This window comes from Kitasatospora sp. NPDC059646 (assembly GCF_042734615.1).
GTDB lineage: Bacteria > Actinomycetota > Actinomycetes > Streptomycetales > Streptomycetaceae > Kitasatospora.
The window spans coordinates 121,420-141,903 of record NZ_JBHWDS010000020.1; the positions used below are offsets into that span (position 1 = coordinate 121,420).

17 protein-coding genes and 2 pseudogenes are annotated in these 20,484 nt (G+C 73.2%); 11 read left to right on the forward strand and 8 right to left on the reverse strand.

The features are described 5' to 3' along the window. Positions 1-30: 30 nt before the first annotated feature. On the forward strand, positions 31-486 hold the full coding sequence (locus ACFV1L_RS17010; RefSeq protein WP_380366577.1) for a hypothetical protein: 456 nt from the start codon (positions 31-33) through the stop codon (positions 484-486). Then, the gene (locus ACFV1L_RS17015) at positions 483-2,048 is read left to right on the forward strand and encodes a multicopper oxidase family protein (protein WP_380366579.1); all 1,566 of its coding nucleotides are present in this window, start codon (positions 483-485) and stop codon (positions 2,046-2,048) included. The genes ACFV1L_RS17010 and ACFV1L_RS17015 overlap by 4 nt, the downstream gene beginning before the upstream one ends. A gap of 51 nt (positions 2,049-2,099) precedes the next feature. Here the strand turns inward: ACFV1L_RS17015 and ACFV1L_RS17020 are convergent, their stop codons facing one another. Further along, a complete protein-coding gene (locus tag ACFV1L_RS17020; RefSeq protein WP_380366580.1) occupies positions 2,100-3,866 on the reverse strand; it encodes an oleate hydratase in 1,767 nt (588 codons plus the stop codon). Positions 3,867-4,077: 211 nt separating this feature from the next. On the opposite strand from ACFV1L_RS17020, the gene ACFV1L_RS17025 reads away from it, so the two are divergent. The 4 genes from ACFV1L_RS17025 (at position 4,078) to ACFV1L_RS17040 (ending at position 9,060) form a co-directional block, all read left to right on the forward strand. Continuing rightward, positions 4,078-5,379: an NUDIX domain-containing protein gene (locus ACFV1L_RS17025; RefSeq protein ID WP_380366581.1), complete on the forward strand. Its 1,302-nt coding sequence runs from the start codon at positions 4,078-4,080 to the stop codon at positions 5,377-5,379. Between the two features lie 129 nt (positions 5,380-5,508). Further along, positions 5,509-6,063, forward strand: coding sequence for a hypothetical protein (locus ACFV1L_RS17030; RefSeq protein ID WP_380366583.1), 555 nt, complete (start codon positions 5,509-5,511; stop codon positions 6,061-6,063). A 440-nt stretch (positions 6,064-6,503) separates the two neighbouring features. Next, positions 6,504-8,450: a putative Ig domain-containing protein gene (locus ACFV1L_RS17035; protein ID WP_380366584.1), complete on the forward strand. Its 1,947-nt coding sequence runs from the start codon at positions 6,504-6,506 to the stop codon at positions 8,448-8,450. Positions 8,451-8,595: 145 nt separating this feature from the next. Further along, positions 8,596-9,060 (forward strand): hypothetical protein, encoded by a 465-nt coding sequence (locus ACFV1L_RS17040; RefSeq protein ID WP_380366586.1) that lies wholly within the window; start codon positions 8,596-8,598, stop codon positions 9,058-9,060. Between the two features lie 49 nt (positions 9,061-9,109). On the opposite strand, the gene ACFV1L_RS17045 is transcribed toward ACFV1L_RS17040, so the two are convergent. Beyond that, positions 9,110-10,513, reverse strand: a complete 1,404-nt coding sequence (locus tag ACFV1L_RS17045; RefSeq protein ID WP_380366587.1) for an amidase — start codon at positions 10,511-10,513, stop codon at positions 9,110-9,112. A gap of 111 nt (positions 10,514-10,624) precedes the next feature. On the opposite strand from ACFV1L_RS17045, the gene ACFV1L_RS17050 reads away from it, so the two are divergent. Together ACFV1L_RS17050 and ACFV1L_RS17055 are read left to right on the forward strand one after the other, a co-directional pair. Continuing rightward, positions 10,625-11,248, forward strand: a complete 624-nt coding sequence (locus tag ACFV1L_RS17050; protein ID WP_380366589.1) for a TetR/AcrR family transcriptional regulator — start codon at positions 10,625-10,627, stop codon at positions 11,246-11,248. A 406-nt stretch (positions 11,249-11,654) separates the two neighbouring features. Then, complete coding sequence (locus ACFV1L_RS17055) at positions 11,655-11,957, forward strand: hypothetical protein (protein ID WP_380366591.1); 303 nt, start codon at positions 11,655-11,657, stop codon at positions 11,955-11,957. Between the two features lie 123 nt (positions 11,958-12,080). Here the strand turns inward: ACFV1L_RS17055 and ACFV1L_RS17060 are convergent, their stop codons facing one another. Beyond that, on the reverse strand, positions 12,081-13,922 hold the full coding sequence (locus tag ACFV1L_RS17060) for an ABC transporter substrate-binding protein (RefSeq protein WP_380366592.1): 1,842 nt from the start codon (positions 13,920-13,922) through the stop codon (positions 12,081-12,083). A 520-nt stretch (positions 13,923-14,442) separates the two neighbouring features. Beyond that, the gene (locus ACFV1L_RS17065) at positions 14,443-15,093 is read right to left on the reverse strand and encodes a dihydrofolate reductase family protein (protein ID WP_380366594.1); all 651 of its coding nucleotides are present in this window, start codon (positions 15,091-15,093) and stop codon (positions 14,443-14,445) included. Positions 15,094-15,734: 641 nt separating this feature from the next. On the opposite strand from ACFV1L_RS17065, the pseudogene ACFV1L_RS17070 reads away from it, so the two are divergent. Next, positions 15,735-15,797 (forward strand): annotated as a pseudogene (locus tag ACFV1L_RS17070) (hypothetical protein); the annotation flags it as partial. Positions 15,798-15,877: 80 nt separating this feature from the next. Next, complete coding sequence (locus tag ACFV1L_RS17075; protein ID WP_380366595.1) at positions 15,878-16,225, forward strand: hypothetical protein; 348 nt, start codon at positions 15,878-15,880, stop codon at positions 16,223-16,225. Positions 16,226-16,294: 69 nt separating this feature from the next. Here ACFV1L_RS17075 and ACFV1L_RS17080 read toward each other — a convergent pair whose 3' ends face one another. The 4 genes from ACFV1L_RS17080 to ACFV1L_RS17095 form a co-directional block, all read right to left on the reverse strand. Then, positions 16,295-16,435 (reverse strand): hypothetical protein, encoded by a 141-nt coding sequence (locus tag ACFV1L_RS17080; RefSeq protein ID WP_380366596.1) that lies wholly within the window; start codon positions 16,433-16,435, stop codon positions 16,295-16,297. A gap of 127 nt (positions 16,436-16,562) precedes the next feature. Then, positions 16,563-17,393: a hypothetical protein gene (locus ACFV1L_RS17085; RefSeq protein ID WP_380366597.1), complete on the reverse strand. Its 831-nt coding sequence runs from the start codon at positions 17,391-17,393 to the stop codon at positions 16,563-16,565. A 102-nt stretch (positions 17,394-17,495) separates the two neighbouring features. Continuing rightward, on the reverse strand, positions 17,496-18,539 hold the full coding sequence (locus ACFV1L_RS17090; protein WP_380366599.1) for an LGFP repeat-containing protein: 1,044 nt from the start codon (positions 18,537-18,539) through the stop codon (positions 17,496-17,498). Positions 18,540-18,671: 132 nt separating this feature from the next. Next, a complete protein-coding gene (locus tag ACFV1L_RS17095; protein WP_380366600.1) occupies positions 18,672-19,544 on the reverse strand; it encodes a GyrI-like domain-containing protein in 873 nt (290 codons plus the stop codon). A gap of 260 nt (positions 19,545-19,804) precedes the next feature. On the opposite strand from ACFV1L_RS17095, the pseudogene ACFV1L_RS17100 reads away from it, so the two are divergent. Next, a pseudogene (locus ACFV1L_RS17100) lies at positions 19,805-20,484 on the forward strand (hypothetical protein); the annotation flags it as partial.

Here is a 20,484-nt window from a genome sequence, read left to right on the forward strand (position 1 = left end):
GCACGCGCCTCCCCACCAGGGGGAATTCTCGTGCCGCAGCTCCACACACCACCGCGCTGGCCACTGCTCGCGCTCCGCACCGCCGCCGCGCTCGTCGCGCTGCTCGCCCTGCTCCTGCCGATCCTGGCCGGAGGCTTCCTGCAGGGCTACTACCCGCTGCTCGACGCCCACATGCAGGCCGGGCTCACCATCGCGGTCGTCGCCCTGCTGGCCACCGCCGCCGCCCTGGTGGCCCGGAAGGTCTCCGGCGTACCGGGCCGGCACGCCATCCAGTACGGCGTCCTGTCGGCGCTCTGCATCATCCAACTGACCCTCGGCTTCCAGCGCGTCCTGCTGCTGCACGTGCCGCTGGGCGTCGGCATCTTCGTGATGGCCGAGAAGCTCGCCGTCGACGCCTTTTTCGCCGCCAAGCCCACCCAGCCCGCGGCGAAGTCGGACGCGTCGGAGCCGGACGCGGCGGAGCCGGCCTCGGCGGTCGCCGAATGAGCGCCCGGCCGACGCGGCGTCAGCTCCTCGGCCTGGGCGGCGCCGCCGCACTCGGCCTCGGCGGGGCGTTCGCCGCCTCACCGCTGATCGGCAGGCTGCTGCCGCCCGGCGAGCCCGGCAAGCTGCTGCGCAGCCGGCTGCCGCTGCCCGCCCGCCACCAGGTCGAACTGCCGATCCCGGCCGTCCTGCAGCCGGTCCGCAGCGACGCCGACGCCGACTACTACGAGATCACCGCCCGGCGCGCCACCGCCCGACTGCTGCCCGGCCACGACACCGAGGTCTGGGGCTACCAGGGCACCTTCCCCGGACCCACGATCGAGTCCCGCAGCGGCCGACGGACCGTCATCACCCACCGCAGCGACCTGCCCCGGCCCACCGCCGTGCACCTGCACGGCGGCCACACCCCGCAGGACAGCGACGGCTACCCGCTCGACCTGGTCGGCACCGCCGGCCACGACATGCACGCCATGCACGGCGGCATGGAAGGCATGGCGGGCATGGACGCCGCGAGCATCCTGCCGCAGCGCGAGTACCGCTACCCGATGAAGCAGCGCGCCGCGACGCTCTGGTACCACGACCACACCATGGGCTTCACCGGCCCGCAGGTCTACCGCGGCCTGGCCGGCTTCCACCTGGTCCGCGACGAGGAGGAGGCCGCCCTCGGACTCCCGCACGGCGCCCGCGAACTGCCGCTGATGATCGCCGACCGGTCGTTCGCCGCCGACGGCTCCTTCGCCTACCCGGAGCCCGGCGGCGGCCGACCCGGCGTCCAGGAGCCGTACATGAACGGCGTGCTCGGCGACGTCATGCTGGTCAACGGCGCACCCTGGCCGGTCGCCCGGGTCGACCGCGCCTGGTACCGGCTGCGGCTGCTGAACGCCGCCAACGCCCGCCGGCTGCGGCTCGCCCTCGACCCGCAGCCGCCCGGCGGCGGCGCGCTCGTCCAGATCGGCTCCGACGGCGGACTGCTGGAACGCCCGCTGCGCCACGACAGCATCGACCTGGCCCCCGCCGAACGCTTCGACGTCCTGGTCGACTTCTCCCGCTACCCGGCCGGCACCCGGGTCCGCCTGGTCAACCGGCTCGGCAGCGGACCGACCGCCGAGGTGCTGCGCTTCGACGTCGGCGGCGACGGGGCCGCCGACGAGTTCCGGCTGCCCGAACGGCTGTCCACCGTTGAACGCCTGGACCCCGCCAAGGCCGTCGCCACCCGCACCTTCGTCTTCCAGAAGGACGACCGCCACTGGACCATCAACGGCGAGGGCTACCGCCCCGGCCGGGCGCTGGCCGCGCCGAAGCTCGGCCGGACCGAGATCTGGCGGTTCGTCACCGACTTCCACCACCCCGTCCACCTGCACCTCGACCCGTTCCAGGTGATCAGCCGCAACAACGGCGACCCCGGCCGGTACGACACCGGCTGGAAGGACACCGTCGACGTGCTGCCCGCCCAGGGCGTCGAAGTGGCCGTCCGGTTCAACGACTACGCCGGACGGTTCCTGATGCACTGCCACAACCTCGAACACGAGGACATGGCGATGATGGCCGAGTTCACCACCGAGTAGCCGCGGCGGCGCCCCGGGCCTCCCCGTCCGGGGCGCCGACCGCCGGCGCACTCACTCCGGCAGCAGGTGGTACTCCTTCAGCAACTCGCCGATCTCCGACCCCTCCAGACGGGCGTTCAGCCGCTTGCGCAGCACCTGCGGGCCCGGCAGACCCACCGGCTTGCCGTCCCGCAGCCGGCTCGTCGCGTTCAGCAGCGCCCGCACGTCGTACGTCGAGGCGAACACCTCCGGCACGCCGCGCTCCACGCCGAGCAGCCGGTACACGGCCTCCATGGCGGTGCGGACCGAGTACTCGGTGGTGAAGATGCAGTCCCGGTCGCCGGCCTCCGCGAACTGGCCGATGAAGGCGAAGTTCACCGCGCCCGGCGGCACCACGTCCGGCCGGTCACCGGCCTTGCGCGGCATGAAGAACGACGTCACGTACGGCATCATCACCGGCACGCACTTCGCCGACTCCGCCGCCAACCGGTCGATCTGCTCGACCGGCACACCCAGGTGGTACAGCCACTCCCGGGTGATCTCCTCGCCCGTGCACTCCTGCATCGGCTTCTTCACGTAGTCGCCCGGCACGTCCACGAACAGCGAGTACAGCCAGACCACGATCTGGTCCTTCGGCTGCTGCTTGAAGTGCGGCTGCCGGTTGACCGTCCAGCTCAGCAGCCAGGACGAGTCCCGGACGGTGACGATGCCGCCGGTCACCACCCGGCCCGAGAACGGGTCGCGCTTGCAGACCTTCTGGATGTACTCCGGGATGCGGTGGTCCAGCGTCGTCACCGTCGCCGACTCCCACTTGGTCTGCGGGACGTGCGAGCCGAACACGTCCGGGCGGCCGAAGTCCGGGTGCTTCGCCGCGATCCGCCGCCACAGGTCCCAGGCCGGCGCCGGACCCTCGTTCAGCTTCGCCGGCGTGTGCTGGTCGCCGTTGTCCGAGTTCTCCGTCAGCGAGCCGATCGTGGTGAACAGCAGGTCGTCCTCGGTCAGTTCGACCCCGCCCGGCTCGCCGTCGCGGACCCAGTGCAGCGCCGTCGCCCGCTTGCGGCCGTCCGCGAACGAGAAGTCGACGTCGGTGACCTCGGTGCCGTACTGGAACACCACGCCCTGGTCAAGCAGCCACTTCACCAGCGGCAGCACCAGCGACTCGTACTGGTTGTACTTGGTGAACTTCAGCGCCGAGAAGTCCGGCAGCCCGCCGATGTGGTGGACGAAACGGTGCAGGTAGAGCTTCATCTCCAGCGCCGAGTGCCACTGCTCGAAGGCGAACATGGTGCGCCAGTACAGCCAGAAGTTCGACCCGAGGAACTCCTCGCCGAACACCTCGTCGATCCGCTTGTCCTCCATCTCCTCACGGGTCGCGAGGAACACCTTCACCAGGTCGCGCTGCGCGCGGTCGCCCAGCGCGAACAGGCCGTTGGTGCCCGCGTCCCGGCCCTGCTGGTGGGTGACGCGCTGGAGCGAGAAGTTCGGGTCGTCCTTGTTCAGCCAGTAGAACTCGTCGAGGACGCTCGCCCCCTCGACCTCCAGCGACGGGACCGAGCGGAACAGGTCCCACAGGCACTCGAAGTGGTTCTCCATCTCCCGGCCGCCGCGCACCACGAACCCGCGCTCCGGCTCCTTGATGCCGTCCAGCGCACCGCCCGGCAGCGTCTGCTGCTCCAGAACGGTGATCCGCTCGCCCGCCAACTGCCCGTCCCGGACCAGGAACGCCGCACCCGCCAGCGAGGCCAGGCCCGAGCCGACGAACCAGGCCCGCTTCCCGTCCACCCCCGCGGGCTTGCGGGGCCGGGCGAACGCCTCGTAATTGCCGCTGCTGTAGTACACCGCGCCCACTCCTCATCCGCTCTCCGGACCGACCAAGATCGCCGGCCTCGCTCTCCACCCAACCCGTCCTTATGTCGAGCCGCACGGCGACCCGCCCGGAATGCGCCGTTCGGGTGACTCCGCCCCCGGCAGGCCTCCCGCGGGGCATTGGCAGCGGCCCCCGAGGTGCCTAGGGTCGGCAGCAGGCCCACGCCGACAGGGGGACACCGCCGTGATCCGCTACCACGAGCTCACCGCCCAGGCCCGCGCCGAAGGCATCGACACCCTCGACGCCGCTGCCGTCGTCCTCGACCCCGACGGACACGTCCTGCTGCTCGACCACCCCGCCGGCCCGTGCGCCCTGCCCGGCGGACCCCTCGGCCCCGACGAGGACCCGCCCACCGCCGCCGCCCGCCACCTGCACGCCGCGACCGGCCTCCGCGGACTCGACCTCGGCTACCTGCGCACCGCCGACTCCACCGGCGCGGGCCGCCCGACGACCCGTCACTTCGCCTTCGCCGCAAGCCTCCCCGCCCGCCCGGCCGTCACCGCGCCCCACCGCTGGGCGCCCCTCGACGAGCTGCCCGACCTCGCCGCCCACCACCGCGAACTCCTCGACCACCTGCGGCGCCGGCGCACCGTCCCCGGCTGGCAGCCGATCGGCCACCACCTGCGCCGGATCGCCCTCACCGCGAGCTACGGCGCGTTCTACTTCACCGACCGGCGCGGCCACCCGTTCCAACTGCGCTCCGCCCAGGACCCCGATCGCTGGCAACTGCCCGGCGGCGACACCGACCCCGGAGAAACCCCCTGGCGGACCGCGCTGCGCGAGACCCGCGAAGAACTCGGCCTCGACCCCGTCGCCGACGGCTTCGGCACCCGGCGCCGCCTGCTCGCCGTCCTGCACCACGCCCCCACCACCCGCTGGCCGCTCGCCAAGACCGGCTGGATCTTCGACGGCGGCACCCTCGACGACGACCAGCTGCACCGGATCCGCCTCACCGCCGAACACACCGACTGGGCCGTCGACACCCTCTGGCGCTGGCGCAACCGGATGCGCCCCCAGGACCACCGCCGGCTGATGCTCGTCGACCGCGCCCGCCGCGCCCGCACCACCCTGTACGCCGAACACCCCGACACCGGCCCCGACGCGTTCGAAGGCGTCCTGGTCCTGGTCACCACCCCCGGCCGCGAACGCGTCCTGCTCAACCTGCGCGACGACCACCCCGGCATCGCCTGGCCCGGCCACTGGGCCCCGATCGGCGGCTGGCGGGAAGGCCACGAGAGCGCCCACGACTGCGCCGTCCGGGAGATCCACGAGGAAGCCGGCATCACCGTCACCGCCCTGCGCCCGCTGCCCGCCCCGCGACACCCGCTGCTCGCCGACACCACCACCGTCCTGCACGCCGTCTACGACGGGCCCGAACGGGCGCTCGTCCTCGGCGAGGGCCAGGCCCTGCGGATGGTGCCCCGGGAGGAGGTCCCGGCCCTCCGCACCCCGCCCTACCTGGCCCACTACCTGCGGCACCTCTGATCCACCGTCAGGCTGACGGCAGTTCAGCAGCCGCTCCGCGGACGGATGGTGTGCGGGCCGATCCGGCTGGATATCCTGCTGGGAGAACGGCCCGGCGGGGCCGACCACCGAGGGGGAAACCGAACCGAAATGTCCTACCTGCGCACCTTCCTGCCCTGGATCGTCTTCGCGGTGATCCCCTCCGCCCAGTGGCAGTGGGCCGCCCTGGCCGGCCTGGTCGTCGCCGCGGCCGTCATCCTCCAGCAGCGCGCGGCCGGCGCCGCCCACGACGCGCTGATCATCGAGCTCGGCTCGGCGCTGTACTTCGCCGTCCTCGCCGTGATCGCCTTCGCCGACCCGCACTCCGGCATCCGCGACTACTCGGCGACGCTCTCCTCCGCCTGCCTCGCCGTCATCGCCGGCACCTCGCTGCTGATCGGCAAGCCCTTCACGCTGGGCATCGCCAAGCGCACCACCCCGCCCGAGATCTGGCCGCTCAAGCCGTTCATCCGGGTCAACGTCGTGATCACCGCCGTCTGGACCGCCGCGTTCGCCCTCACCGCCGTCGTGCTGGCCGTGCTCGCCCACGGCGGCCACGGCCACTCGCTCGGCTCCCTGCTGGTGCAGATCGCCGGCTTCGTCGTCCCGATGGTCTTCACCGTCCGCTACGTCGCCCTCGTGCAGTCCCGCGCGCCGCAGGCCTGACCCGCCGTCACCCGCCGCACCCACAGCGCTGCGGCCCGCTCGACCCGCTCCACCCGCCCGGCCGTAGGCCGGGCTTTTTGCTGCCCCGAATTCCAAGACTGCGCAAAGGAATTACCGAGAATTCCGCCCGAACTTCCATGAACAGGGATGCCAAGTTGAAAACTGTTGACACTGCCGGGGCCTGACCTTCCGTCGCGCCACCGGGCCTGGCCTGGGCCGATCCGAATTTCTGAGTTTTCTCTGAACGCCGTCCATTGACTGCCTGTCAGCGGCTCTGCTTTGCTTCTGGCCGCGGACAGTCAGAAATGCGAGAACCCCGCAAAGCGCCCGCGGCAGTCGCCGCCGGTTGCCCTCGCCGTCCGCTTGTTTCCCCGCTCAGGTATCTCGGCCGCGCCGTGCCCATCGTGGCCCGGCCGGCCGGAGGAGAGAGGCCCCCACACATGGGAACGTCCCCCACCGCCATGCGCTCACGGCTGACGGCGCTCACCGGCGTCGCCGCCCTGGCGCTCGCCGCCGCCGGACTCGCCGCCACCGCGGCCCCGGCCCAGGCCGACACCCCCCACTCCGCCGTCTCCGGTCAGGCCCACCACGGCGCCCCCGGACCGTCCGGGATCTCCAACGAGTTCAACCCGTACAGCCCGGCGCTCACCGAGAGCACCGTCCCCGGCATGAAGCAGTACGCCAAGCACAAGCAGGACCTGATCGCCCACCAGCTGCAGGCCGCCGCCACCGGCCAGCAGACCCTGTCGTACGGCGGCGGCGTCGACGGCATCGGCGTGCAGAGCGGCCACTCCAAGGTGTACCTGGTGTTCTACGGCACCCAGTGGGGCACCCAGGGCACCGACGCCAACGGCAACCTGACGTTCTCCGGCGACTCGGCCGGCGCCGCGCAGGCCGCGCAGAACATGTTCAAGGGCATCGGCACCAACGGCGAGACCTGGTCCGCCGACCTGACCCAGTGGTGCGACGGCCCCAACGTGGCCGCCGGCGCCGTCAGTTGTCCGGCGAACGCCGCGTTCATCCCCTACCAGAGCGGCGGCGTGCTCTCCGGCGTCTGGTACGACAACGCGGCGGCCTCCCCGTCCTCCGCCACCGGCCACCAGCTCGGCGTGGAAGCCGTCAACGCGGCCGCCCACTTCGGCAACACCACGGCCGCCGCCAACCGCGACGCCTACTACGTGATCCTGTCGCCGCACGGCACCAACCCGGACAACTACCAGAGCCCGACCCAGGGCTACTGCGCCTGGCACGACTGGAACGGCGACACCACCCTCACCGGCGGCGCGGTCAACTCCCCCTACGGCGACATCGCGTTCTCCAACCAGCCCTACAACATCGACATGGGCTCCTCCTGCGGCGTCGGCTTCGTCAACTCGCCCGGCACGCTGGACGGTTGGACGATGACCCTGGGCCACGAGTGGCACGAGATGATGTCCGACCAGAACCCGGCCGGCGGCTGGACCAACCACGTCTCCGGCTCGTCGTACAACGGCCAGGAGAACTCCGACGAGTGCGCCTGGCTCCGGCCCGGCACCGCCGGCGGCGCCGCCAACGTCAGCTTCGGCTCCTTCGGCACCTTCGCCGAGCAGGCCAGCTGGTCCAACGACACCAACTCCTGCGCCATCACCCACGCCATCCTCACCCACGGCGGCACCAACACCGTCACCGTGACCAACCCCGGCAGCCAGAGCGGCACCGTCGGCACCGCCGCCAGCCTGCAGATCAAGGCCACCGACTCGGCGACCGGCCAGACCCTCGGCTACGCGGCCACCGGCCTCCCGGCCGGCCTGACCATCAACGCCTCCACCGGCCTGATCTCCGGCACCCCGACCACCGCGGGCACCTTCTCGGTCACCGTCACCGCCACCGACGGCACCGGCTCCGCCGGCTCCACCAGCTTCAGCTGGACCGAGGCCGGCACCGGCGGCGGCACCTGCACCGCGGCCCAACTGCTCGGCAACGCCGGCTTCGAGACCGGCACCGCCGCGCCGTGGACCACCTCCACCGGCGTCGTCGACAACTCCACCTCCGAGGCCGCCCACAGCGGATCCTGGAAGGCCTGGATGGACGGCTACGGCTCCGCCCACACCGACACCGTCTCGCAGACCGTGACGATCCCGGCCGGCTGCAAGGCCGCCTTCAGCTTCTGGCTGCACGTCGACACCGCCGAGACCGGCACCACCGCCTACGACAAGCTGACCGTCCAGGCCAACTCCACCACCCTGGCGACCTACTCCAACACCAACGCCGCCACCGGCTACGTGCAGAAGACCTTCGACCTGTCGGCCTACGCCGGCCAGAGCGTCACCCTGAAGTTCACCGGCACCGAGGACGCCTCGCTGCAGACCAGCTTCGTGGTCGACGACACCGCGCTCAACGTCTCCTGACGCTCCGTCGGAACAGCAGCCGGGAGGGCCGTTCGCCGGCCCTCCCGGCACCGCCGTACCCGCACACCCGGCCGGGACCCGGGCAGGACGGGGCCGCGCCCCCGTCCGCACCGCCTCCCGGCCGCACCGACCCACGGGAGTCGCCATGACACCGAAGACCCCGAAGACCCCGCACCTCGCGAAGGCCGCCGCGCTCGGCGGCGCGCTGCTCGCCCTCGCCGCGCTGGCCGGCTGCGGCTCGACCGGCACCGCGCCCGCGCCCGCACCCGCCGCGCCGGCCGGCGCCGGCCCCGTCGTGCTGGACGAATCCGCCGACCGCACCCGCGTCACCGTGGCCCCCGGCACCACCGTCCGCACCGAACTCCACAGCACCTACTGGTCGCCCGCCACCAGCACCGACCCGGCGCTGCTCGCCCCCACCGGAGCGCCGTCCACCGCGCCCGGCCCGTCCTGCCGGCCGGGCGGCGGCTGCGGCACCGTCACCACCGCGTTCACCGCGCGCACACCCGGCACCGTCCGGCTCACCGCCCACCGCAGCAGCTGCGGCGAGGCCAAGCCGTGCGCGCCCGGCGAACAGGACTTCACCGTCGAGGTGAACGTCACCGGGTGACCGCGCGCCCGGCCCCGGCCGGCCCGACCGCAGGTGGCCCGGCGGCGCGTCAGAACGCCGGGTCCACCGGGCCGAGGGTGCCGAACCGGTCCTCCAGGTGCTGGGCGGCGGCGAGGCAGAGGTCCTCGCGGAAGGGCCGGCCGACGAGCTGGACGCCGGTGGGCAGGCCGTCCGCCAGCCCGGTCGGCACGGCCACGGCGGGGACGCCGACGAAACTGGTCACCGAGCACAGCCGCATGGCGAAGACCACCCGGTCCCGGCCCCGCTGGTCGCGCGACTCCAGGCCGGGCTCGACCGGCGGCTCGGTGAAGACCGGGCCGAGCAGCAGCGGGTACTCCTCCAGGAACTCCGCCCAGGAGCGGCGGATGTTCATCCAGGTGCCCATCAGGGCGATCAGCCCCGCCGCGTCGACCCGCGGCGTGACGCGCATCGCGAAGTCGACGAAGCGGGAGCCGCGCTCGCCGAGCAGCTGCCGGACCGCCGGCCACGCGGGCGTGAACTCGGCGACCGTGAGCCGGTGATAGGCGTCGAACGCCTCGTCGAACCGGGGCACGTCCGGCACCTCGCGGACGTCGTACCCCGCTTCGGCCAGCGCCCCGGCGGCCCGCTCGACCGCCCGGCGGACCGTCGGGTGCACGCCGCGCCCGCCCGGGTCGGCGACCACCGCGACCCTCGGCGGGCCGTCGAGCGGCCGGCCGTACAGCGGCGCGGGAACAGCCCGCGGATCGCGCGGATCGGGCCCGGCCAGACACTCGTACGCCAGCCGCAGGTCGGCCACCGTGCGGGCCAACGGGCCGTCCGCCACCAGCACTTGGGAGGCCGGGCCGGGGTCGTCCGGACCCAGCATGCGCTGGTCGGCGGCGAACCGACCGGCGGTCGGGTTCAGTGCCGCGACGCCGCAGAAGGACGCCGGGATGCGGACCGAGCCGCCCGAGTCGTCGCCCAGCCCGAGGGCGGCCATGCCGGTGGCGACCGCCGCGCCGTCGCCGCCGCTGGAGCCACCGGGCGTGCGCGCCGCGTCCCACGGGTTCAGCGTGTCGCCGTACAGCTCGCTGCGGGTGTGCATCCCGGAGAGGACCAGCGTCGGCATGTTGCTGTGGCCGATCGGGACCGCCCCGGCGGCGCGCAGCCGGGCCACCGGGATCGCGTCGGCCCCGGCCGTCATGCCCGCGAACCGCCGCAGGCCGAAGGTGGCCGCGAACCCCTCCACCCGGATGCACTCCTTGACCGAGAACGGCACCCCGGCGAGCGGCCCGAGCTCCTCGCCCGCGGCCCGGCGCCGGTCGAGCCGGCGGGCCGCGGCGCGGGCCCGGTCCGCGAACAGCTGGGTGACCGCGTTGACCCGCGGGTTCACCGCCTCGATCCGGGCGAGATGGGCGTCCACCACGTCGAGCGCGGAGACCTCGCCGCCGCGGACGGCAGCGGCGAGAGCGCCGGCGGAGAGCTTCCACATGGGCTTCTGTCCTCCTGGAATCCTGATCCGATGCACTCGCATCGGAACCGGACGGCACTCTAGACCTCGTACCGATACACTTGCATCGAATTAATCCCGGGAGGCCGCAGGATGCCCAAGCAGGTGGACCACGAGGAACGGCGCCGCCGGATCGCCGACGCCGTCTGCGCCCTGATCGACGAACAGGGCCTGGAAGCCGCCACCCTGCGGGACGTCGCCGCCCGCGCCCAGGTCTCGATGGGCGCCGTCCAACGCTGCTTCCGCACCAAGGGCGAGATGCTGCACTTCGCCGTCGCCCACATCGGCCGCCAGGTCACCGACCGGGCCCGCACCCGCCTGCTCGCCGCCCCCGCCCAGTCCCCGGCCAGCACCGTCGGCCACCTCGCCCACGAACTCGCCCTGCTGCAGACCCGGCACCGCGCCCAGGCCCGCACCTGGCTCGCCTTCCTCGCCGCCGCCGCCGTCGACCCGGCGCTCGCCGCCGGCCTGCGCACCAGCTACGCCGACCTGGAAGCACTCCTCACCCGCCTGATCGCCGAAGCGACCGACCAGGCGCTCGGGCCCGCGACCGACCACCCGCTCTGGCCCGCCACCGACCGCCTCGACCCCGCCCGCGAGGCCCGCACCCTGCTCGCCCTCGCCGACGGCCTCACCGCCCACGTACTGATCGGCCACCGCACCACCGAAGAGGCCGAACAACTCCTGCACGACCACCTGGCCCGCCTCTGGGCCTGAGCGCCCGGCACCGTCCCCGAACGCGCCGCCGCCGCACGGAAATCCGGTGACGCCCGCCCGGCCCACCCCGGCACCACCCTGGCCGGGAGGCGAACACCGCGGTCACCACGGCCCCGTCGACCGAGGTCGGGCGGCGGGTGGCCGACGCGGTCGGCGCGGCGCTCCGCCGCTGAGCGGGCCGGCGCTCCACGGTGAAGGAACGGGGTGGGACCGGTGGGGAGTTGGCAGAGCGTCGGGGAGTTCTGTGCGCTGGATCCGGTCGTGGGCGAATCGCTGTCGGCCGGGGCCGGGCCGAACCTAGGGTCCTGGGTGAAGGAGGCGGCGCCCCGGGCTCCGTTCTGGCAGGCCGAGGCTCCGCGCGTCCTTCGTGTTCGCTCCTGTTCGTTCCGCGTCCCGAGGGGGATTCATGCGCAAGATCCGTGCACTGGCCGCTGCCGGCGCCGTGGCCGCCACGCTCATGGCCGGAGTCGTCGCGGCGACCCCGGCTTCGGCCGCCACGACCTGCACCACCTGGAACGACGATGCCACCGCCGGCATCACCTGCTCCTACTACAACGGCTACAACTACGTCCGGGCCGTCGCCCACTGCACCAACGGCCAGGAGATCGCGGGCGCGTGGGCCCGGGTCGGCACCGGCGCGTGGAGCTACGCGTACTGCAGCACCCTCAACTCCAGCCTGTCCTACGCCTACAGCCAGGGCGGCAACTGATCCACCGGGCCGGCCGCGAGGTCCGGCCCGGGCTCGAACACGGACTGCCGGGACCCCCGCTCGCGGGAGTCCCGGCAGTTCCTCGTGCCGTCCGTCAGCTGCCCGGCCGGCCCTGGCGGGGCGTCAGGGCTTCAGGTACAGGCGGGTCGGGTCGATGTTGGCGTACATGCGGTGGTAGACCGCGCCGCCGACCCGGGAGCCGGATATCTGGAGCTGCTTGTAGGACACGGTCGGCACGGCCGGGACGTCGGTCTTGGCGATGTGGTCGGCCAGCGCCATCCAGGCGGTCGCGGCCCGGCCCGGGTCCGTCTGGGTCTTGATCCGGTCGATCCGGCGGTTGACCCGCGGGTCGTTCAGCATCGAGTAGTTGGACGAGCCGTTGGCGACCGTCCGGCCGTCGAACACCGGCGGGATCACCGTCAGCCCGCTCGGCCAGTCCGCGCCCCACGCCGAGGCGTACATGTCGAAGGCGTTGTCGGTCTTGCCGATGGTGTCGTAGTAGTTGCGGCCCGGAATCGCGACCCGCTCCACGTCGAAGCCGGCCCGGTCGAGCGCGGCCTCGATCGCCGCCGAGTACTGCTGTCCGGCGGGCGTGTCGACGAACGCGTAGCGGATCTTCATGCCCAGCTTGTGCTCGGACTTGAGGATCTTGCGCGCCTTGTCGGGCTCGCCGTCCGGGTGGGCGACCTTGCCGAGCGGGTCGCTCGCGCGGTACCCCGGCATGGTCGGGCTGATGTAACTGCCCGCCAGCTCCGCACCCCACTGGCCGCCCTGGGCGTCGTACACCGCCCGGGTCGGGATGGCGTACGCGAGGGCCTGCCGCAGCCGGGCGTCGGTGATGCGCCGGGTGTTGAAGTTGATCTGCGCGACGTACGGCTGGTAGCCGGAGATGGCGCGCGCCGCCGTCGCCGGGTCGGCCATGACCGCGTTCGTGTGCGCGGCGTCCACCGAGTTGGTGAACGACAGCGCGGTCCGGTCGTCGCCGGCGTCCGCCATGATGCGGCGGGTCGAGTCGACGGCCGAGACGCCGAAGCTGATCTGGAACTTGTCCGGGTACTGGTGCCGGGCCGAGTCCGTCGCCGGGTCCCACTGCGGATTGCGGACCAGGGTCATCGAGACCCCCGGGGTGAAGTTCTCGACCCGGTACGGGCCCGACGCCACCGGGGCCGTGTCGTAGGCCTCCTTGGTGTCGCGCGCCGCCGGGACCGCCGAGTAGCCGGCGAGCGCCAGCGCGTACGGCAGGTCCGGCTGCGCCTGCTGGAAGTGGAAGACGATCGTCTTCGCGTCCGGCGTGGACAGCACGCTGTCCGGCAGGTGGCTGCCGTTGTACGGCCCCTCCGGCAGCAGGTTGCGGTAGTCGGCGCCGCTGGTGTTCGCCAGCCAGTGCTGAAGGTACGTCGGCCCGTTGGTGACGAACGGGGCGAACAGCCGCTCGACGGACTGACGGATGTCGGCCGAGGTGATCGGCGTGCCGTCCTCCCACCGGATGCCGCTCTTCAGCGTGTACGTCCAGGTCCTGCCGCCGTCGCTCATCCGCCCGCTGTCGGTCGCGAGGTCGCCGACCACCGAGTAGTTGCCGGCGTTGTCGAGGCGGTACGTGGTCAGGCCGCGGTCGATCAGGGTCGCCAGCTGCGCCTGGTTGTTGACGCGGACCTGGGCCGGGTCCAGGTGCCCGAAGGTGTCCTGCTGCAGCACGTTCAGGGTGCCGCCCGAGCTGGCCCCGGGCACCGGCTGGGCGGGCCCGGTGGACCCGGCGGCGTCGGCGAAGACGATCTGCCCGGGCGTGGCGGTGCCGCCGCCGCCGTTGGCGCCGGCGGCGCCGTCGGTCGAGGCCGCCGCGGCGGTGGTGGTGACGGTGGCGGTGAGGAGCAGCGAAGCCGCGACAGCGGCTGCCAGGGCGCTGCGGGTGCCGATCCCGGTTCCGGCGGTGTTTCCGGATCCGGTCGCGGACGGGGTACCGGGCACGGCTGTGGCTGGCGTGGTGGCTCTGCGGGCCATCGAGTGGTTCCCCCCAAATAAAAGAATGCGGTCGAAGCGCGAGCGCCGGCGGATCCGCGGCCGATCGGACGGCGGCGTGCCGGGCGGGCTCGTCGGTGACGACTCTGGAGCCGCGGCCGTCACCGGTCAAGGGTGTGGCGGGTGCGCTGTGTGAGGGGGATGGTTCGGAAATATGCAACGCGAAGAGCCCCGCAGGTGGCAATTCTTGACGGGATGACGTCAAGTCAAGTCGGGTTTGCGGAACGGGAGCCGACGCGGAAGCGGAATAGAATTCGCCGGGCCGGCCGGGTGCCGGAGCGAGTGCATTCGAATTTCCCGGCGAGGCCGCCGGAAAAGCGGACCGACAAACTTTGGTAGCGGTTGCGCATAGTGCAGGTATGGTCCGGCATTTCTGCGGATTTCCGGCCGCGGCCGCGGCGGTGCCGGCACCGCGTCGGGCGGGGCGCCCCGGCCCGCAGGCCGAGGCGCCCCGGTGCGTGCAGCGCCGTCACCTGCGCCAGTAGAGGTGGTGGGTGACACCGCTGGGGCTCGGGGCGGTGTCGTGGTGGTAGCGGTCGTCGAGATCGTCGGGGGAGTCCCACAGCCGGATGCCGGTGTGGAGCGCGATCGGGGAGACGGCGATGTGGAGTGTGTCGACGAGACCGGCGTCCAGGAATTGACGAATGGTGGTCACACCGCCGCCGAGGCGGACGTCCTGCCCCCGGGCGGCCGCCTTGGCCTGTTCGAGGACCGCGGCGGGGCTGTCGTCGACGAAGTGGAAGGTGGTGTCGGAGAGCGTGAGAGAAGGGCGGGTGTGGTGCGTCATGACGAAGACCGGCGTCCGGAAGGGCGGCTTCTCCCCCCACCAGCCCTGCCATTCGTGGTCGGTCCACGGTCCGCGCTGCGGGCCGAATTTGTTCCGGCCCATGATTTCCGCACCGATGTTGCGGTCGAAATCGCGGGTGAAGTAGTCGTCGAGGCTGCGGGTGCCGCCCGGGTCGGTGCGCATCGGCCAGCTCGCGGTGGCACCGGCCCAGCCGAACAGCCGCTCGGGCCGGTCCAGGCCGAACGGCCGCTCCAGCGTCTGCTGGTCGCCGGGTCCGGCGGCGATGCCGTCGGAGGAGACGTTGAAGTTCATGACTCTCAGCAGTTGGTTCACGTCGGTGCCTCGCTCGTGGTTCGGTCTCGTGGCCTGCGGGGGCCGGGTGGCGCCCCGCACCGTGGGGTCGGAGCCGGGGGAGGCCGGCTCGACATCGGCCGGCGGGTTTCTTCCGCGCCTCCCGAACCCGCCCCGGCCGGCGCGCACGGGGCCGATGACGAGCCGCACGGGGTTGTCGACGTTGACGGAACTGCTGGGCGTGCGGCACCCGATCGTGCTGGTGCCGATGGGCGGAGCGGCCGGGGGAGCCCTGGCGGCCGCAGTCTCCCGGGCCGGCGGATCGGCCTGGTGGGCGGGGGCTACGGCGACCGGGAGTGGCCGGCGCGGGAACCGGCGACCGTGACCGAGCGCACCGACCGGCCGTGGGGCGTCGGCTTCCTCGCCCGGGCGATCGGTTCCGGAGCGGTGGAACGGGCGTGGGAGTACCGGCCCGCGGCGGTGATGGCCTCCTTCGGCGACCCGAGCCCGTTCGTCGAACCGATCCGGAGCTCGGGCGCCGTCCTGATGGTCCAGGTCACCGACCCGGAGGCGGCCGAGCGGGCCGCGGAGCCGGGCGCCGACGTGATCGTGGCCCAGGGGACCGAGGGCGGCGTCCACGGCGCCGGCGCGGACGCTCCGCCCTGCCGTTCGTCCCGGCCGCGGTGGACCTGGTGGCACCGGTGCCCGTCCTGGCGGCCGGCGGGACCTCCGACGGCCGGGGCGTCGCCGCAGCGCCGGCCCCGGGCGCCGCCGGCGCCCTGATCGGCACCCGGTTCCAGGGCACCGCGAGGCGCTCGTCGACCCCTTGGTCGGCCGGGTCCCGGTCGAGGGGCGCGGGCAGGGCACCGAACGCAGCAGCGTGCTCGACCCCGCCCGGGGCGCGAGCCGGCCGGCCGACACGTACACGGCCCGCACGCTCGGCCACCCCTGTCTCGACCGGTGGCGCGGCCGGGAAGCCGAGTCGGCCCGCGACCCGCAGGCCCGTCAGGAGTACCGGGACGACGTGGCGCGCGGCGCGATCCCCCCGCTGCCGGTCCGGGCGGCCGAGGGCGTCGACCTTGTCACCGACCTGCCGTCCGCGGCCGACCCGGTCACCGCCCTCCCGGCCCGGGCGGAGCGGGCACTCGCCCGGGCTGGGAGGCACCGCTCCTGACCGCGCGTCAGGAGCAGTCGGCAGTCCGGGCGCCGGTTCCGCCGGTCGCCCTGCGGGGCCGGCCGGCGGTCAGCCGCCGGTGCGGAGCAGGCCGCGGATCGAGGCCGCCAGGGCGATGAGGGCGTGCGGCGCGATCCCCCCGCTGCCGGTCCGGGCGGCCGAGGGCGTCGACCTCGTCACCGACCTGCCGTCCGCGGCCGACCCGGTCACCGCCCTCCCGGCCCGGGCGGAGCGGGCACTCGCCCGGGCCGGGAGGCACCGCTCCTGGCCCCGCGTCAGGAGCAGTCGGCAGTCCGGGCGCCGGTTCCGCCGGTCGCCCCGCGGGGCCGGCCGGCGGTCAGCCGTCGGTGCGGAGCAGGCCGCGGATCGAGGCCGCCAGGGCGACGACGAACGCCTCGCGCTGCGCGGGCGGGAGGACGTCCAGGGACAGGTAGGGGTTGAGGTCCTCGAGTTCGACGAGCAGCAGCCCGCCGTCCGCGGTGCGGCAGGCGTCCACCCGCTGGATGCCGTGGGACAGGGTGTTCCAGTCCACGAAGCGGCGGGCGAAGGCGAGGTCGTCCGGCGTGGGGTGATAGGGCGTCAGTTCCCAGCGGCGGGACGGGTCGGGCGCGTACAGGGCGTACTGGAAGGCGTCGTCGACGAAGTAGAACGACACCTCGTAGCGGAAGTCGACCAGCGGCTGGACGAGCACGCCGTCCTGCCGGAGGCCGGCCAGTTCCGCGCGCGCCACCACCGAGAGGCCGATCGAGTCCGCGCCGGCGGCGGGCTTGACCACGTACCGCTCGGCCGGCGGCAGCAGGTGGGCGTCGGCCGGCCGGTCCACGGTGGGGATGACCGGGTAGCCGGCCGCCGTCAGCTCCAGCAGGTAGCCCTTGCCGGCCATGTCGCCACGGCCCGTCAGCGGGTTGTGCACCAGGGTGCCGCGCGCGCCGGCCCGCCGACGGAACTCGTCGAACTGCTCCCGGTAGCCCAGCACCGGCCCGCTGTTGCGGACGACGACCGCGTCGAAGCGGTCCATCAGCGCCGCCGCGTCCCGCGGGTGGCACAGCGCCACGTCGAACTCCTCGCGCAGCCGCGAGGTCAGGAAGACGTCCTCGTCGCCGTACCGGCGGCCCTGCGCCGGGTACGCGAGATCGGTGACGAACAGGATGCCGGAACGCTCGTGCACGGTGGCCGTCCTCGTGGGTGGGGGAGCGGCCACTCTACGCGGCGCCGGCACGCCGTCACGGCGGGCCCGCCCGCACCGGGCGGCCCGGCCCCGGCGCGGGTGTCACTCCCCCCAGTTGCACTTGGTCTGGAGCGCCTTGCCGGCGTCGTACGGAACCATGTCGTAGTGCCACGCCTCCAGGTCCCAGGTCGTGCCGCCCCAGTGGCCTCCGCTGCCGTTGGGGTAGGAGTACGACGCGTGGCAGTACAGCTGCTCGTACGTCGAGTGCATCTCGCCCTGCGTGGCGTGCGGGAACATCAGCGTGTTGGACCACACCTGCTTCCAGTCGTCCGCGGAGTCGCTGGACGCGGTGTCCGAGCGGGAGGTGCTCGCGAACGCGGCGTCGGTCGGAGTGACGTGCGTGGAACGCTTGTTCTGGTCCGCGAGGTTCATGTACACCTCGGTCTTCTTCACCCACTTCGTGTTGGTGATGCCGCCGTAGCCGATGCACGCGCTGTGGCAGCTCTCGAAGGCGTTCGGCTGGCCGCCGCTGTACAGCAGGTAGCGGCCGGACTGGAAGTTCTGCCGCACGCCCGTGTTGTTGTCCTCGTCGCCGCCGACGTACTCCTCCGGGTACTCGTCGGACGTCGGGTAGCCGTAGAAGCCGCCCTCGTACCCGTTCTGCCCCCACCACCAGCCGATGACGCCGTGCACGGCGTGGGCGCCGCTGTACTGGCTCCAGTAGACGGTCCCGCCCTGGAACTGCTGGCGCACGCCGTAGCCGTCGGGATTGGTGATCTCGTCGGTCAGCGGGTAGCCCAAGTAGCCGCGCTCCCAGCCGAGATCGGCCCAGTGCTGGCGGATCAGGCCCCACACCGCGTGCGCGCCGGTGTCGGGCGTCCAGTAGATCGAGCCGTTGTCGAACACCTGGAAGCGGCCGACGCCGTCCGGAGCGGCGAGCTCGTCACTGGTGGGGCAGCCCAACGACCGCTGGACGCCGGGGGTCTGGGTGTACTCGGTCCAGATGGCGCCGTCCACCGAGTGGGACCCGCAGAACACTTCGGCGGACGCGGAGGTGGCGCCGACGGTGATGCCGGTGAGGATCAGGACGAGAGCAACGACCGGGGCCGCCAGGAGCGTTCCGGTACGTCCGAGGGCACGATGCATGCCCGCCTCCTGCCCCGGCCCCCGGCCGCCAACCCGCCGTCAGCCGAACGAGCGACGCCCGGGGAACGATTTCCGGCCGCCCGCCCGGGGGCTCCGGCGGCGGACGGCCGCCGGGGCCCCCGGGCCGCCGGATCACCCCGCCGTGCGGGTCACCGGGATCCACAACTGCGCGTCGGACTGCGCCGGGTCGCTCCCGGACGGGCGGGTGCGCAGGATCTCCGGGCCCGGACGGTACTCGTACGGGTTGGACGGAATCCACTGCGCGGCGACATCGGCCCACATCTGCTGCAGCGCCTGCGGGAACGGCCCGGTGTTCTCGAACACCGCCCAGGTCCCCGCAGGGCACTCCAGGACGTCGAGGTCCCCGGGCAGCTCGGCGGCCCCGGTCACCACGGCGTGGTAGTAGTCGAGTTCACTGCCTTCCTCGAAACCGTCCGAAACGCGGACGGTCGCCGCCACCACACCCTCCGGGTCCTGGTCCGAGAGGCCGGCGATCCGCAGCATCGTCTCCGGCGCGATGCCCCGGACGTGCTCGGCGATGTGCGGGTTGACCCCCTGGTAGATCAGCGGGACGCGGGCCTTCTTGCCGACGACCCTGAACGCTTCCTTCTCCACGATGCGGTACCGCATGGTGCTGCTCCCTTCGACGGTGAGGCGGAAGGACAGCCGGGGCTGGGAGCTCAACGCCGCGCCGGTACGCCGGGCCTCGCCCGGACCGACCCCGTGCACGGCACGGAACGCCCGGGCGAAGGCCTCGCCCGACGAGTAGCCGTAGCGGACCGCGACCTCCAGCAGAGTCCGCTCCCTGGCCAGCACCTCGGCACCGGCGACGGTCAGCCGCCTGCGCCGGACGTACTCCGACAGCGGCATCCCCGCCAGCGACGAGAACAGCCGCCGGAAGTGGTACTCGGACATGATCGCGATCCGTGCCAGCTCGGACACCTCGACGTGCCCGTCGAGACGGCCCTCGATGTGCTCCATGGCCTGGTTCAGCCGGTCCAGCAACCCCGGCCTCCTTCCTGTTCGACCACCAACCTAGGAAGGGACAAGCCTGCCGCACCCGACAATCCGTGCCCGCTCCGGTCGGGTCGACCGGACCGGCCGCCGACAGCCGAGCGACGGTCGGCCCGACCGCTGCGGGGATCCGCGACGCCCCCGAACCGGGCGGGCCGCTCCGGCTGCCGCGTGGTTCGAAAGAGTGCTTGATTCACGCGCCGACCGTGTGCCGCAGCCGGGCCGGTGCGGCGCGATGGCTTGCTGTAACCATGATGAGAGCAACCGCCGCGCTGGCCGCGGCGCTGACCGCCGCCGCAGGCCTGACCCTTCCCGCGGTGGCCCGCACCGACACCGCACCCGCCGGCCGCGCCCCGCTCGCCCGGGCAGTGCCGGCCCCCACGGCAGACACCTCCGTCGTCACCGTACGGGTCGGCGGCGACCGCACCGGCCCCCGCACCGTCGGTCCGCTCGCCGGCGTGGAACTGGGCCTGTTCGCCGCCGAGACCGACACCTCGCCGGTCGACACCGGCTGGGCCGAGTGCCTGTCCGACGCCGCCGGCGACTGCAGCTTCACCGTCCCCGACACCGCCGCCGGCGGCGCCAACGCCGGCCGGAGCTTCTGGGTCAAGCAGCTCCCCGGCACCGCCCCCGCCGGCTGGTACGCCAACCCGGTCCTGCGCACCGGCCCCGGCAGCGGCAGCGGATCCATCGCCCAGACCTACGCCTTCCGGACGCCCGCACTCGCCGCCGACCAGACCTACTCCTCCACCGAGACCGGCCCGAACGGCTTCATGCTCAGCAACACCTACGGCACCAACTACCCGGCGTCCGGCGGCGTCTGGCAGAACTCGCGCACCAACCCGGCGCCCCCGGCCGGCTGCGGCATGGACGCGGCGATCCTCCTCGACCTCTCGGCCTCCGTGGGCTCCGCGCTCCCCCAGCTCAAAGC

What these genes read in the sequence shown, in the direction of transcription:
- ACFV1L_RS17015 (WP_380366579.1), top strand. Translation starts at nt 483, where the DNA reads ATGAGCGCCCGGCCGACGCGGCGTCAGCTCCTCGGCCTGGGCGGCGCC.
- ACFV1L_RS17030 (WP_380366583.1), top strand. Translation starts at nt 5,509, where the DNA reads ATGTCCTACCTGCGCACCTTCCTGCCCTGGATCGTCTTCGCGGTGATC.
- ACFV1L_RS17035 (WP_380366584.1), top strand. Translation starts at nt 6,504, where the DNA reads ATGGGAACGTCCCCCACCGCCATGCGCTCACGGCTGACGGCGCTCACC.
- ACFV1L_RS17040 (WP_380366586.1), top strand. Translation starts at nt 8,596, where the DNA reads ATGACACCGAAGACCCCGAAGACCCCGCACCTCGCGAAGGCCGCCGCG.
- ACFV1L_RS17045 (WP_380366587.1), bottom strand. Translation starts at nt 10,513, where the DNA reads ATGTGGAAGCTCTCCGCCGGCGCTCTCGCCGCTGCCGTCCGCGGCGGC.
- ACFV1L_RS17050 (WP_380366589.1), top strand. Translation starts at nt 10,625, where the DNA reads ATGCCCAAGCAGGTGGACCACGAGGAACGGCGCCGCCGGATCGCCGAC.
- ACFV1L_RS17055 (WP_380366591.1), top strand. Translation starts at nt 11,655, where the DNA reads ATGCGCAAGATCCGTGCACTGGCCGCTGCCGGCGCCGTGGCCGCCACG.
- ACFV1L_RS17090 (WP_380366599.1), bottom strand. Translation starts at nt 18,539, where the DNA reads ATGCATCGTGCCCTCGGACGTACCGGAACGCTCCTGGCGGCCCCGGTC.